The organism is Bartonella sp. CM120XJJH (assembly GCF_042194715.1).
GTDB lineage: Bacteria > Pseudomonadota > Alphaproteobacteria > Rhizobiales > Rhizobiaceae > Bartonella.
On the sequence record NZ_JBHINE010000001.1, the window covers coordinates 121932 to 136338 of the forward strand.

Consider the following 14407-nt stretch of genomic DNA (forward strand, 5'->3'; position numbering starts at 1 on the left):
TGTGTGTACTTGCTCATGCATAATGAGGAAGCCATTGAAGCTCTCAGCACGATTGTTCTCCCCTGCTTGGTTTGCTGAGTGTCTTCAATGTTTTTACTTTATTTTTTTGTAATTCAGTGTAATAATTTTAAGTTCCGATGAATTATAACAAATGGGAAGGGCTCCTATGCCTGTTCTTACAGATCCACTTCAGCTGTTAAAGAGACTTATCCGTTGTCCTTCTGTTACACCTCATGAAGCAGGGGCTTTATCAACTTTGGAACAATTTTTGAAAAAAATGGGATTTCATGTCGAGCGCCCTATTTTTACGGATAAAAATACAGATAATGTTGAAAATCTTTATGCAAAAATGGGAAATGAAGGACCCCATCTTATGTTTGCAGGTCATACAGATGTCGTACCACCAGGTGCATTGGAAGATTGGACTTATTCACCTTTTGAAGCTGTCATAGATCAGGGGAAATTATATGGGCGGGGTGCTGTTGATATGAAGGGCGGAATCGCTTGTTTTATTGCGGCGCTAGCGCGAGTTCTTGAGAAACAACCCATTAAAGGAATGGTAAGTTTTTTGATTACTGGTGATGAAGAGGGACCTGCTGTTAATGGGACCGTCAAACTTCTCAAATGGGCAGAAAAAAAAGGAGAAAAATGGACTGCGGCTCTTGTGGGGGAACCAACAAGTGTAAAGACTGTTGGGGATGTCATCAAAATTGGTCGCCGCGGATCGATTTCCGGTGTTATTACCGTGAAGGGTCGCCAAGGTCATGTTGCTTTTCCAGAGCGGGCTGCTAATCCCTTGCCTTTGGCAAGTAAGCTTATTCAAGCATTGACACAAACTGCTTTAGATAAAGGGACAGAGAATTTTCAGCCTAGTAATCTAGAGTTAACAAGCATCGATACCGGTAATTTAGCGGTCAATGTTATCCCAGCGCAGACAACAGTTCATTTTAATATACGCTACAATGATCTTTGGACAAAAGAAACACTGATGAAGGAAATTGAAAAACGTCTTGCTTTGGCGCAATCAAAAAACAATGGTGAACAATATCCCTTTTATCAGCTTGAATGGATTCCAAGTTTAGGAGATGTTTTTTTGACCAAAAATGATAAACTCATTCAAACTTTATCCAACGCTATTAAAAGTGTAACAGGGAATATACCAGAATGTTCCACTTCTGGTGGTACTTCAGATGCGCGATTTATTAAGGATTATTGCCCAGTGGTCGAATTTGGCTTACCAGGGCAAACGATGCATATGGTAGATGAGTGTGTAGCCCTTGATGCAGTGGAAGCTCTTACTACTATTTATGAGCGTTTTATTATTGAATTTTTTGCATAAAGAAATGATTGCTGGTTCAAAAATACCTTTATCTTATTGTGCCATAAGATATTGCCATTTAAGGTGTGGTGATATAAGACTCGTAAGACTTAATATATTAAGTGGTTTTAGAGTAAGTGATGAATATTCTTAAGTTGGGATTCTTGCCTGTAGAATCTTTCGTTAAGTGAATTACATAATTGGAAAGCCAAGTGAGACCTGCTTGAAGAAGCAGAACTTTTTACAGACCATATTGGATTAAAAATATTCGTTCTTTCAAGTGTAGAAAGGAAGTCAATATGCAATCATATATGGAAAACAATGAATATTATATCATCATTGTGTGATGACAGGTTGAAGCCATAAAGACACACAAAAACATGCTGCTATTGTAAAAAGTTCGTACAACATAAATGCGCTCATTCACAGTTCATGTCTTAATATGGTTTCTGCACTCTCATAAAAGGTACTTCTTGTTTCAATTAGCCTCTCTTAGAATAAAGCCCATAGGAAACGCGTTTTAAGTTTGTTTTATTTCATATATTTTGCCTTGCTTTTTTGTCTCCAAGAACTTCCATTGCAAAATCATTACGAGATAGAAGGTGAGCTTATTTAATCAGCTTTAATATTGGTTATGATAAAGATACACAGAAATTCTTTTGTAGCATCACGTTGACTTCTTTAGCCAAGGATTGTCCTAGTATTATTCTCAATTTTTTAATAAAATAACCTTAAAGGACGCGTACAGACACTCATAAGCATGTACGCATACGAGTAAAATCATATGGGATTAATGTCGTTTCGCTCGCTAACAAAGAAATCTCGATTCATATCTGGTATATTTGCCATTTGAGTGCATTATTTGTGTAATAAAGCTCATGATGTTACTGTTCCCTATAAATCAACACAATCATACAGCCGCGTATCTCAAATAAATATTGGCTCAGTATTTTTGCGACAACAGCTTTTACATGCCAAAATAGGATAAAAGTATTGTGTATATCTATTTTTTGTAATCTCTGAAACAGACATACAACCACAAACTCATTGAGGGAAAATATAAAGGTATAAATATAAAAATTAGCGTGCTTTTTTACACTCTTTTTTTATTCGGTTTTACGGTTTTCAAAAGTATCTAGAGCAATATCTTTTTAAATAATCAGAGATCGATACATGGTTTTATGCTTATTTCTCTGGTTCTTTTAATGGTCCACGATTTTATAAAGAACAATACATTATCGTATGATATATTCACATACTTATTTTAAAGAAATTTTCTCAGGGTTTATCACATTCGTGCCACTACGGTGCTTATGAATAGTATAATATAAAATTTTCCGTGAAGTATACAAGATCTATAGTGCCTTACCATCTTTACGTTTATGAAAAAGAAAGTTAAATCACCATGCACTTTCTAGCTCAAAATATTGCAATAGCTTTTAACACTTAAGGGTGTTCATAAGAGGACTTTTTACTCCTTTTTTATAGTTTTTATCCACACGCTTCTCTATTTTTAAGGTGTAAGCAAATGGTGGTGACTAATTTACTATAAATAGTTTTGAAATGAGAGAATCTCAGGATATTCTAATCTCACCTTTGCTATGAAAAATGATGATTATGATTAAAACAAGTATGTTGTTATAAAAACTTTAGTTTGCGAGTTGGCTGATGATGTGATCAAGAACAATACGTCCTTTGGTTGTTGCTTTTAAGCGTTGGTTATCTACCATTTCTATCAATTCTTGGTGTTGTAAATCGATCAGTTTTTCCATTGGGATGCGTTTAGGGCTTAAGATTTCATAGCGTATAAGTTCTAAGCCTTCGCAAAGGCGTAATCCCATAAGGAGCATTTCATTTGCCTGTTGTTCAGTGGTTAAATGTTCCGTTTCAATACAGCCATGTCCTGTTGTTTCTACCAAATTAAGCCACTGTTCAGGATGCTTTTCATTTATTGTGACATAACGTTCGCGGTTTTCAAGGTGTGATGACAATGTTTTTGAACAGGAAGAGGAATGATTCGGTGCGTGCTCAATGAAACGTCCATGTGCTCCTGGACCAAAGCCTGCATATTGGTGATAACGCCAATAAAGAAGATTGTGTGCTGATTCAGCACCGGGCATTGCGTGGTTTGAGATTTCATAGGCAGGAAGTCCATGCAGTGTCGTTATTTCTTGGGTAAGATGATACAGATCTGCTGCTAGCTCTGATGGGGGAAGGATAAGTCTTCCTGCATCATGAAGCCGTTTAAAGGCAGTTCCTTCTTCGATTGTCAATTGATAAAGAGAAAGATGGTCCGCTGCCAAATCAATTGCTTGTACAAGTTCAGATTTCCATTGTTCAAGGGTTTGTTCGGGACGGGCATAAATGAGATCAAAGGATAAACGTGGAAAAATTTGTCGTGCTAAAGCAATGGCACAAAGAGCTTGTTCCACATTATGGAGTCGGCCAAGTTTGCGCAATGCTTTATCATTGAGCGCTTGTATCCCTAGAGATAAGCGATTAACACCTGCCGCACGGTATCCACGAAAGCGCTCTGCTTCCACACTGGATGGATTAGCTTCTAATGTAATCTCAACTTTATCATCGACTCCCCATTTTTTTGCAAGTGCTTGCAATAGGGCATCGACAGTTTGCGGCTCCATAAGAGAAGGGGTTCCTCCACCAATAAAAATACTTGTAATATGGCGTGGGCCTATTTTGTGGTATTGCGTTTCTATTTCGCGCTTAAAGGCGGTGACAAAACGTTGTTGATCAACACCATGGATGCGAACATGCGAATTAAAGTCACAATAAGGACATTTAGCTGCACAGAAGGGCCAATGAATGTAAATGCCAAAAGGTTCATTCATGAGAATGCTAAGAGGTTTTCTGCCAAAAGTTTGAAAGCACGTGCGCGATGTGAAAGAGGCGGAATATCATTACTTTTCCAGTTGTGTTTTTGCTCTGTTGACATTTCTCCAAAGGTATTTTCATATCCATCTGGTAAAAAAATAGGATCAAAACCAAAGCCTTTGTCTCCCCGTGGAGGCCAAATGAACGTTCCTTCAACGCGTCCGCGGAAGTAATCTGCATGAGCATCAGGCCATGCAATGCAAATGACGGATATAAAACGGCATTTTCGTTGGCTTTTTTCTCTCGCTCCGATTTTTTGGAGTTCGTTTTCTATTTTTTCCATAGCTTTGGGAAAATTACGTGTACCATCGGCTTGAATTGTCCAATCAGCGGTATAAACGCCTGGTGCACCCTCCAATGCATCTACCTCTAAGCCTGAATCATCAGAGAGGGCAGGAAGTCCTGTTTTTTTTGCTGCTGAAAAAGCTTTAATATAAGCATTTTCTTCAAATGTTTTTCCCGTTTCTTTTGGTTCTGGCAAGCCCAGTTCTTTTGCCGATTGTATTATTAAACCGAAAGGCTTAGTTAAAGTAGTGATTTCATGCAATTTGCCGGTGTTATGTGTAGCAATGACAAGTTTTTTATCTGCGATGCTTCTCATATAGATTTCTCCAAAAATGAAAGGGGAATTGTTTTTGTGCTAAAACCGGCTTAAATGCTCATATACGCATATTCTGCTTGATTTTACATGATATGATTATTTTACACGTTTTATGATATTTTATTCCAATAAAATTTTTTATCTTGTATGAAGATAACCTTGCAAAGATATGAAAGACATGTCTTTTTTTTATGATAGCATTTTTATGGTAAATTTCCAATTTCTTGTTTGCTCTAAAGGGTGAAATTTTCTATTTACAGCGGTTTTTGAACAATCCAGATTATCTTGGCAAGTTCCTACAGCAGACCACTTTACAGATCAACTCTTAATCTTAAATATTTCTCACACACTCTAACAAAAAATACCTCCTGCGTAATTTATCAATCGTCACTCTGAAGCTAGCATTTTACGGGTCAATAGGATAATATGTTTTTATACTACTTTAGACTATTTGACCAAACCTTGGCAAAACTTATATAAGAGATGAGGATTTTAAAAGTAGTGAAACAATTGTGATGAAGCACAAACCTATTGATAATGAACTAAAATATCTTGATGAACGTTCGCGTGATATTTTTCGCCATATTGTTGAAGCTTATCTTAATGATGGTGAACCTGTGGGGTCACGCAATCTTTCGCGGCTTTTACGACAGACATTATCGCCTGCGACGATTCGCAATGTGATGAGTGATCTTGAACATCTCGGTTTGATTTATGCACCACATGTTTCTGCGGGCAGAATGCCGACACAATCAGGTTTACGCTTTTTTGTGGATGCATTTATGGAAGCTGGTGATTTGCCAAACGAAGAGCGAGAAAATATTGAAATGCAAGTCAAAGAAGCAGGTCACGCACAATCGGTTGAACATTTTCTTGTTCAAGCAAGCCGAGTTCTTTCAGATCTTTCACGTGGGGCAGGGCTTGTTTTAGCAACAAAACAAGAAGGAACATTGAAACATATTGAATTTGTGCGCCTTGATAGGGAGCACGCTCTTGCCGTTTTGGTGACTCAACAAGGTGAAGTTGAAAATCGTATTGTTCATTTACCAGAAGGGGTTACCCATGCACAATTGACGGAAGCAACGAATTTTCTCAATGCCCATATCCAAGGGCGTACATTGAGTGAAGCTAAAGGGGAAATTGCCCGCTTATGCGCAGAAACACGGGCTGCACTTGATGATTTATCGCATCATCTTGTTGAAACGGGATTAGCTCTTTGGGGAGGGGAAGGTGCTGATCATAAAATACACCTCATTGTTCGCGGGCGTAGCAATTTACTTGAAGATGTGAAAGCAGAAGAAGATTTAGAACGGTTACGCCATTTGTTTGATGATCTTGAAACGCGTGAGAGTATGGCACAGCTTCTCGATTTAACGGATGAAGGTTCTGGGGTTCGAATTTTTATTGGTTCAGAAAATAAGTTATTTTCACTTTCTGGTTCTTCTTTAGTTGTAGCACCTTATCGTGATTCACAACAAAGAGTCATTGGTGCTTTAGGCGTTATTGGTCCTACACGGCTTAATTATGCAAGGATTGTGCCCATGGTTGATTATACAGCTCAACTTGTGTCACAGTTATTGCGTTAAAACGATGCAGGTAAGTATTTGTACTATAAAAGCTCATTGTATTATATACATCGATACCCCTTGATTTTTGTCTATAGAATTTCGATATCGAGGATAACGAATCTTATGAAGGAATAAAATTTTTATGTCTGATGAAAAAAACAAATTTACTGACGCTTCATTTGAAAATTGTGATTTAAAAAATCCAGCTGATCGTAATACACTTAAACAGGCAGCCGATGAATTTTTAAAAACACATAAAACAGAGGAACACGAAGACGTTGAAAAAGAAAGCAATGAGGTTAGTGATCTTTTAGTGTCTTTGCAGGATGAAAATAAAGAACTGAAAGATCAGCTTTTACGTCTTGTTGCAGATATGGAAAATCTTCGACGCCGTACTATGCGAGATGTGGCGGATGCAAAGGCTTACTCCATTGCTAATTTTGCACGGGATATGTTATCGGTTTCTGACAATCTCAATCGTGCTTTGGGAGCTATTCCAGAAGGGGCGCGGGAAAGTGATGCTGGTTTGAAATCATTAGCAGAAGGTGTTGAAATGACTGAACGTGCCATGATGGCAGCATTAGAACGTCATGGGGTGCAAAAAATCCATCCAGAGGGGCAAAAATTTGATCCTCATTTTCATCAAGCGATGTTTGAAATTCCTAACGCTGATGTTCCAGATAATACTGTTCAACAAGTTGTTCAGGCAGGTTATATTATCGGGGAAAGGGTACTTCGTCCAGCTATAGTGGGTGTAGCTAAAGGAGGAGCAAAAGAAGCTTCTGTTGAAACTGATTCGGCTTAAAACACATCAATAATAAATCTCTAACATAAAATGCAGTATTCTCTGCAATTACACATATATGAGGTCTTTTCTCAAAGAGTTTTTAAAGGGTGTGATAAACACCCTTTTATCTTTGAAGCGCCCAACTTCCTTTTACAAGATACACGGACTCACTTGAGGGAGATGACGATGAAAATAAAACAAAATGATCAACCTCAAAAGGAGGAACAAAAAAATCATCTTGAGAAGATAGATAAGAAGAAAGATCGTCAAGATTAATATCAAATATTCGTGCAAGAGTAATATGCGGAATAAATTGTCTTTCATCAGGTTTTAACTCTAATTTATTCCGGATATATTTCATCTTTTCATGTAAAAGATTAAGCTTTTCACAAGGTTCAATGCGAACCACAAGAGAATGAGGAGTCTTTTCTGAACCAAAAACTTCAAAACTCTTTATCTGTAGCGTAAAAGAAGGAAGTTCTATAGTGTTAAAGGTATGCATAATTTCATCTGCTAGGGAGCTTTCAACTTCGCCAAAAAAAGATAAGGTGACGTGAAAATTTTGCGGGTTGATCCATTGAGCTTTTGATAAGCCATTTTGCAACGATACAAGTTGTTGTGTTGTGTGTTGAGGAATCTGAAGGGCACTAAATAGACGACTCATGATATTATCTCCTTATAATGAAAGATGCTATCCCAAGCGCAATATAGATAATAAGGGCGGGCACATACCACAGAAAACAAGGCAATAGTATAGAAAAAGAATGTCTAAAAAATGCTTACTATAATTATGAGTGTACAAAGCTTATTCGTTTTAAGAAAAAGGTTATGATATCGATAAAAATCGTGTTTTCATGATCTGTATTACAATGATGTGCAATGAAAGATTACTTATGTATTATAAAGGCTACAAAGTGAGCAGAAAAATAAAAAAGTTGGTAGATTTTTGATGTGCGAAATTATTTTGACATTTATCTTGAGCTTAAAATAAAGCGTATTCTAATACAAAGTGAAGAGTTCTCTTTTTTGTAAAGATTTAATTATACGATTAAGTTGGGATAGTCATAACACGCAAAACTATTCAAATTGGTCAAATAATGTTAGGAAAGGAAGAAAAAAATCCAGTATAACAAAATTACTATAAGCTTTTACATTTATGATAATTATGCCAATCCATAATGGATATGAATACTGGTATAAAAGCGGGAAGAGAAATTAAAATTCAAAATAATGATGGAAAGTTCCTATTTTCTAAGAATCATCATCCTTGTTTATAGTGAGAAAGCGCTAGCTTTCCTCTCCAAAGTTGTTATTGATGAGCTTTTCAAGAGCATTAAGAGCATCTGTTGCTTCTGGTCCTGAAACACGAATGGTGAGATTGCAACCAGATGAAGCCGCTAGCATCATAAGTCCCATAATTGATGATCCGCCAACGATTTTTCCGTCCTTTTCAACTTCAACAGTAACATTAAAATTGTCAACAGTTTGTACAAATTTTGCAGAAGCACGCGCATGCAACCCACGTTTATTACAGATATTAAAATGACGACTTATACATGGGAGGGTATCTTTGGAAAACATGGGTATTTTATTATCCGCTATAAAATCATACTTGGTACATTAATATATTTACGCCCTGCTTCTTGTGCTATTCTTAACGCGTCTGATAATGAAATATCAGGACATTTGCGAATAGAAATCAGTTTAATAAGCATGGGCAAATTAACACCGGCAATCATTTCAACGCGTCCTTTTTCAATAGCAGGAATAGCTATATTTGATGGTGTCCCACCGAACACATCTGTTAATATGATGACGCCATGATCCGTATCTGTATCGGTTACTGCGGCTATAATATCACCTCGGCGCTGATCTATATCGTCATCGGGATAAACGCATATTGTTGCGAACTTTTCTTGTACTCCAACAACATGTTCCACGGCATGTAAAAATTCGACAGCCAGCTCACCGTGCGTTACAAGCACGAGTCCAATCATTTACGCAAACTCCTGTTAACTAATAAGATCCAACCATATTGGTGGGAAAGACATTGTACAAGGCTTTGTCTTGCTGCCAAGAAAAATTTGCAAAAAAAAGGCAAAAATTGTGATTTTTTTATCTTTAGAAAAAAATTAGACAGATTTTTGCCATATTTTTCTAAACAAAAATGCTTCAATAGCTTGACAAATGGCTGTACAATCGGCTTCACGAAGAGAGGGGAGTTTTAAAAGAGGAATGTGCAAATTTTCAAATTGAAAAGTTTTATTTGTGGAAAAACGTTCATATTCCGGACCAAGAAAAATAACACAATCGATAATTGTGTGCTTTTCGAATTCTATCATATAAAGACCAACGCCACGAATCTCGATACCGCCCTCTAAATTATCAGGAGTGTATCCGTGAAGCTTTCCATTTTCCGCACGCAACATTGTATAATCATCACTGATAAGCTTCGCTTCACGTTTTGACCACTCAGCGCGGTCAAGCAAAGAAAGGGTAAGGGTTGATTTTCCTGATCCTGATGGACCTATAATTAACAGCCCCTTGCCGCCCAGTTGAAGGCAATTTGCGTGGAGTATTTCACATTTTGTTTTCATGCCTTTTACTTTAGATAAAAGATTTATTTAGCGAGGGGAAGCATAATAGTAAAACGTGCACCAGTTTTACACTTCCCAAGTGTAGAATCAATAATATTTTCGGCTGTAATTGTTCCGTTATGAGCCTCGATGATTTGCCGACTAATAGAAAGGCCAAGTCCAGAGTTTTGTCCAAAAGCATCTTCGTTTGGTCGATCTGTATAAAAACGCTCAAAAATGCGTTCAATATTTTCTGAACGAATGCCTGGGCCATTATCTTCAATGGTTAAAATAAGGGTTGAAGCATGACTTTTCATAGTAATGCAAATTTTGCCACGATTTCGAGGAATAAAAGAACGTGCATTTTCAAGAAGATTTGAAATAACTTGCCCTAAACGGAGTTCATGCCCCAATACAAGATAGGCTTTTCCATGAGGACGTGGGACAATATTAAGGCTTATATCAATGGTTTGCGTATTACGATACACTTCCTGAACAGCATGAACAAGACTTTCCAAAAGTGGTTTCATATCAACAATCTCTGCGGTTTCTCGTGCAAGCTCTGCATCGAGACGCGATGCATCAGAAATATCTGTAATCAACCGATCAAGACGGCGCACATCATGTTGAATAATTTCAAGCAATTTCTCTTGTGCTTCTTCATTTTTAGCCAGAGGGAGCGTTTCAACAGCACTGCGTAGAGAGGTGAGAGGATTTTTTAATTCGTGGCTTACATCAGCAGCAAAGCGTTCAATGGCTTCAATACGCATATAAAGGGCATTGGTCATATCACGAATAGAAGTTGAAAGGTGACCAATTTCATCTTCACGCATTGAAAAATCAGGAATTTCTACACGCTGATTATTGCCATTACGCACTCGATTAGCTGAGGCAGATAATTTACTTAATGGATGGGCAATCGTATGGGCCAAAAAGAGAGAAAGAACCAAAAGTACGCTACCTACAACGGCAAAAACTTTAAAGATAACCAGTCTTTCGCCTTTTACAATGTTATCAATATCGGAACCCGTGGTTGAAAGAAGAAGAGCTCCAACCACTGCACGATAGCGTTGAACAGGAACGGCAACAGAAACAATTAATTGACCTTGTCTGTTGCGTCTTTTAGCCGTAGCAAGAGATCCGTTTAATGCGCGGTACACTTCTGGATAAGCAATACCACTGATTTTGGTTTGTTCTCTGTCAAGAGCAATACCTTTGCCATAAAATGCGCTTGAATACCATGAAGTAAGGCGATCCCACATGTTTTGTTCTGTTTTAAGTGGGGGTAAATCATAACTAAAAACTTCTCCACTAGAATAAAGAACGCGCGAATCAAGAAGGAGAGTAGCATCACGATCATAGATACGTGCTCTTGTCGTTTTAGGTGTGATGAGACGCCGTAAAAGAGGGGCAACTTGCTCAGGGTTAATAGGAAAATCCCAAGAATCGGTTGATTGAGGGGCGGGTGTAATGCTTTCACCAGTCTGTAACTCTAAGAGTTTTTGGGGGTCAATGAGGATAGAATTTGTATCTACTGTTGCAGAAGCAGCAATAGCCCCAGCAATAATTTTTCCTTGGGTACATAAACTTTTAATTTTTGCTTCAATTAAACCATCACGAAATTGGTTAAGGTATAAAATGCCTGTAACTAAAACGGCAAGAGCAGCAATGTTTAATATAACAATGCGACGTGTGAGGCTGGAAAAAAGCAATTGTCTAAAGAGACGTTGTGTTCGAAGATGCAAACGAGCAAACATAAGAAATGGTGTTGAGGATGTACCATTAACGGTTGTTTTTTGTAAAGCTTCCAGTTGAGAATTGTCTGTCATCGATTTGATTGCCGTTCAAATTTTTGCGACAAAGTAGTTTTAAACCTCGTGGAAACGATAACCTACACCATAAAGTGTTTCAATCATTGCAAAATCATCATCCACTTGTTTAAACTTTTTACGCAGACGTTTAATGTGACTATCAATGGTGCGATCATCTACGTAGACTTGATCACTATAGGCGGCATCCATTAAAGCATCACGACTTTTTACAACTCCTGGTCTTTGTGCTAAGGTTTGCAGAATCAAAAATTCCGTAACAGTTAAAATAACAGGTTTATCTTTCCATGTACAGGTGTGGCGTTCTTGATCCATCACAAGATCTCCACGTTTGAGAGAAGAGGTGGAAGAAGTTCCTGTAGAAAGCGGTTGGTTACGTGCATTAGAACGGCGCAAAATGGCTTTCACGCGTTCAATAAGAAGACGTTGGGAGAAAGGTTTAGTAATAAAATCATCAGCTCCCATTTTGAGACCAAATAATTCATCAATTTCATCATCTTTAGAGGTAAGAAAAATAACTGGAAGATCAGATTTTTGACGCAAACGACGCAAGAGTTCCATTCCATCCATTCGGGGCATTTTAATATCAAAAATAGCTAAGTGTGGAGGGTGAAGTGTGAGACCTTTAAGTGCAGATGCTCCATCTGTATAGCTTTCAACCCGATATCCTTCTGTCTCAAGCGCAAAAGATAAAGATGTCAAAATATTGCGATCATCATCAACAAGTACAATCGTTTGCGTGATTGTTGGTGTATCTTTCATGGTTTCTTAGACCTTTCTATTGCTGTGGTAGCAAATTACCCACACTTATTTATATGGGAGTTCATATTTTTTTTGCAAAACAAATATGATACAAATTGTAGTAAAGTAAAAAACCTTTTGTCATTACTGTAAAATCTTGTTTTGCTTTCATAATTTATAATGTTTCTACCTCTATTAAGATCCTTTCGTTTGAGAGAAAATTTTCATAAAGGCTTTTTTTATCAAAGTTTATTATTGTATTTGTTCCATAATTGAACAGGTATAGTTTTGATTATTGAAGTTTAGAAAATCTGCCTATGTGTTTTAAGAGCAAAGAAAAGAATGTGGCAACATATGCACAAAAATTTGTTTCTGCTACACGAAAGGAGGTTGTAATGGGATTTTTTAATTTTATTAAAACTGTAGGGGAAAAGTTAGGTATTGGAGACCATGAACCAAAAGAAAAAGATTTTAAGACAGCATTTGATCGTTTGCAACTCGGTACAGAAAAAGTAAATATTAAAGTTGAAGACGGTAAAGCTATTTTAAGCGGTGAAGTTCCAGACAGGGAAACACTTGAAAAAGCGCTGCTGGTTGTTGGCAATTCACAAGGTATCTCTTCTGTAGATGTTGATCAATTAAAGGTTATAGATACAACGCCTAGAAAACCTTCTCGCTTTTATGAGGTTAAATCTGGTGATAATCTTTGGAAAATTGCTGAAGACGTTTATGGAAAAGGACAAGGTAATAAAAACACATTCATTTTTGAAGCCAATAAACCAATGCTAAAATCTCCCGATAAAATTTATCCTGGACAAGTTTTACGTATTCCTGAAATTGACCATAGTTAATTCATCAAAGGGGATAATTTTTACTGATGGCATTAAACAAAAAATGAAGAAGCGTAAAAAATTCATGCTTCTTCATTTTATAAGTATGTATTTATAATAAAAGGAACTTAGTGAACAGGAGAGGATTTAGAAGGTGATGGTGCTTTTATAGCGTTTACAGAGAAATCAACATCAATCGTTCCCGCTTTCTCAAATGTCAATTTTGCACTAATTTTATCACCTAACTTGAATGGTTGTGAAAGTCCCATAAACATAATATGATCACCGCCAGGCTTAAGCGTAATTTCGCCATTTCCCGGAATTTCAATGCCATTGTGCATTTTTTCCATTTTCATAATATCATTAACGACAGCCATAGAGTGTATCTCAGTTGTTTTTACTCCGTTTGTGGATATAGAAACCAAACGGTCTGGGGTATTACTGTGATTAATAATGTAGAGATAACCGCTACCAACTCTTATACCTCTAGGTGTTTCGCGTGTCCAAGGATTGAGAATTTCTATGTCGCCAAGTTTATATTGCTGAGCACCTGCTGGAAGGGTTATACCAGCAAAGAGAAGAGCACACACGATATTTATGATAACCTTTTTGTATGGATATTGTGTATGTGTTATATTCTTAAAGATGAAATTTGTTATTTTCTTAATAATAGATGTCATCATTGATTTACCCTCCTTCATAAGATTCACACTTTGAATATTTTTTTATTTTAGCAGAGCTTTTATTTAAAATATATTTTAGCAGAGTTTTTATTTAAAATAAAAGAAAGAAATGCCAGAATGAAATTGATTTGAATATGAGAATAAAAATCATAGAATTTTTGGATTTTAAAGGAAGAAAATAAGGTTTACAATGGCAACACACCTCTCAACGCTTCCATGTTCATCTCATAAATAGTAATGGTATTTGTAAATGGTATAAAATCTATGATGCACTACTATTTTACTTAATAAAGATATAATATAGAGCAATCATCAACCACTTTAACCAATTTTTAATATTATGACAGCTCTTGGCATTGTAAAGCGTTTATACAGAGGCATTTTTATATATTTTCAAAGTTCAAAATTATACAGTTAAGAAAAATGCTTTAGTGAGTTTAAAGCACATCTTTCAAATAGCAGTAAACAATGAGACCGTTAGAAGGAGAATTTTTGAAAGGAGGTTGATAGATAATACCTTTACTGATGTGCGCATTAGATATGATGATTATTTTAGTCCAAGGACAATTTATAATATTCGTG

General features: G+C 36.8%; 13 protein-coding genes. 4 read left to right on the forward strand and 9 right to left on the reverse strand.

The window, feature by feature from the left end; genetic code table 11:
• Positions 1-166: 166 nt before the first annotated feature.
• On the forward strand, positions 167-1339 hold the full coding sequence (dapE, locus tag ACFIKU_RS00475) for a succinyl-diaminopimelate desuccinylase (RefSeq protein WP_375656367.1): 1173 nt from the start codon (positions 167-169) through the stop codon (positions 1337-1339).
• Positions 1340-2967: 1628 nt separating this feature from the next.
• Here the strand turns inward: dapE and hemW are convergent.
• Positions 2968-4167, reverse strand: coding sequence for a radical SAM family heme chaperone HemW (hemW, locus tag ACFIKU_RS00480; protein ID WP_375656368.1), 1200 nt, complete (start codon positions 4165-4167; stop codon positions 2968-2970).
• Positions 4164-4811 carry an RdgB/HAM1 family non-canonical purine NTP pyrophosphatase gene (rdgB, locus tag ACFIKU_RS00485; RefSeq protein WP_375656369.1) on the reverse strand — a complete coding sequence of 216 codons (648 nt, stop codon included), beginning with the start codon at positions 4809-4811 and terminating at the stop codon, positions 4164-4166. Before rdgB ends, hemW begins: the two co-directional genes overlap by 4 nt.
• A gap of 515 nt (positions 4812-5326) precedes the next feature.
• Between rdgB and hrcA the strand changes: the two genes are divergently transcribed.
• Both hrcA and grpE read left to right on the forward strand, forming a co-directional pair.
• On the forward strand, positions 5327-6397 hold the full coding sequence (hrcA, locus tag ACFIKU_RS00490; protein WP_375656406.1) for a heat-inducible transcriptional repressor HrcA: 1071 nt from the start codon (positions 5327-5329) through the stop codon (positions 6395-6397).
• Between the two features lie 124 nt (positions 6398-6521).
• Positions 6522-7184 (forward strand): nucleotide exchange factor GrpE, encoded by a 663-nt coding sequence (gene grpE / locus ACFIKU_RS00495; protein WP_375656370.1) that lies wholly within the window; start codon positions 6522-6524, stop codon positions 7182-7184.
• 106 nt (positions 7185-7290) lie between these two features.
• Here the strand turns inward: grpE and thpR are convergent, their stop codons facing one another.
• The 6 genes from thpR to ACFIKU_RS00525 all read right to left on the reverse strand — a co-directional run bounded on the left by thpR (position 7291) and on the right by ACFIKU_RS00525 (position 12333).
• Positions 7291-7830, reverse strand: a complete 540-nt coding sequence (gene thpR, locus ACFIKU_RS00500) for an RNA 2',3'-cyclic phosphodiesterase (RefSeq protein WP_375656371.1) — start codon at positions 7828-7830, stop codon at positions 7291-7293.
• Between the two features lie 623 nt (positions 7831-8453).
• Positions 8454-8747, reverse strand: a complete 294-nt coding sequence (locus tag ACFIKU_RS00505) for an HPr family phosphocarrier protein (RefSeq protein ID WP_273722488.1) — start codon at positions 8745-8747, stop codon at positions 8454-8456.
• A 17-nt stretch (positions 8748-8764) separates the two neighbouring features.
• Positions 8765-9163 (reverse strand): PTS sugar transporter subunit IIA, encoded by a 399-nt coding sequence (locus ACFIKU_RS00510; RefSeq protein ID WP_375611386.1) that lies wholly within the window; start codon positions 9161-9163, stop codon positions 8765-8767.
• 135 nt (positions 9164-9298) lie between these two features.
• Positions 9299-9763, reverse strand: coding sequence for an HPr kinase/phosphatase C-terminal domain-containing protein (locus ACFIKU_RS00515; protein ID WP_375641341.1), 465 nt, complete (start codon positions 9761-9763; stop codon positions 9299-9301).
• Between the two features lie 23 nt (positions 9764-9786).
• Entirely contained in the window at positions 9787-11571 is a 1785-nt protein-coding gene (locus ACFIKU_RS00520) for a stimulus-sensing domain-containing protein (RefSeq protein WP_375656372.1), read from the reverse strand.
• 39 nt (positions 11572-11610) lie between these two features.
• On the reverse strand, positions 11611-12333 hold the full coding sequence (locus ACFIKU_RS00525) for a response regulator transcription factor (RefSeq protein ID WP_005774392.1): 723 nt from the start codon (positions 12331-12333) through the stop codon (positions 11611-11613).
• Positions 12334-12707: 374 nt separating this feature from the next.
• On the opposite strand from ACFIKU_RS00525, the gene lysM reads away from it, so the two are divergent.
• On the forward strand, positions 12708-13163 hold the full coding sequence (gene lysM / locus ACFIKU_RS00530) for a peptidoglycan-binding protein LysM (RefSeq protein ID WP_375656373.1): 456 nt from the start codon (positions 12708-12710) through the stop codon (positions 13161-13163).
• A gap of 107 nt (positions 13164-13270) precedes the next feature.
• Here lysM and ACFIKU_RS00535 read toward each other — a convergent pair whose 3' ends face one another.
• Complete coding sequence (locus ACFIKU_RS00535; RefSeq protein WP_375656374.1) at positions 13271-13825, reverse strand: copper chaperone PCu(A)C; 555 nt, start codon at positions 13823-13825, stop codon at positions 13271-13273.
• Between the last annotated feature and the right edge of the window lie 582 nt (positions 13826-14407).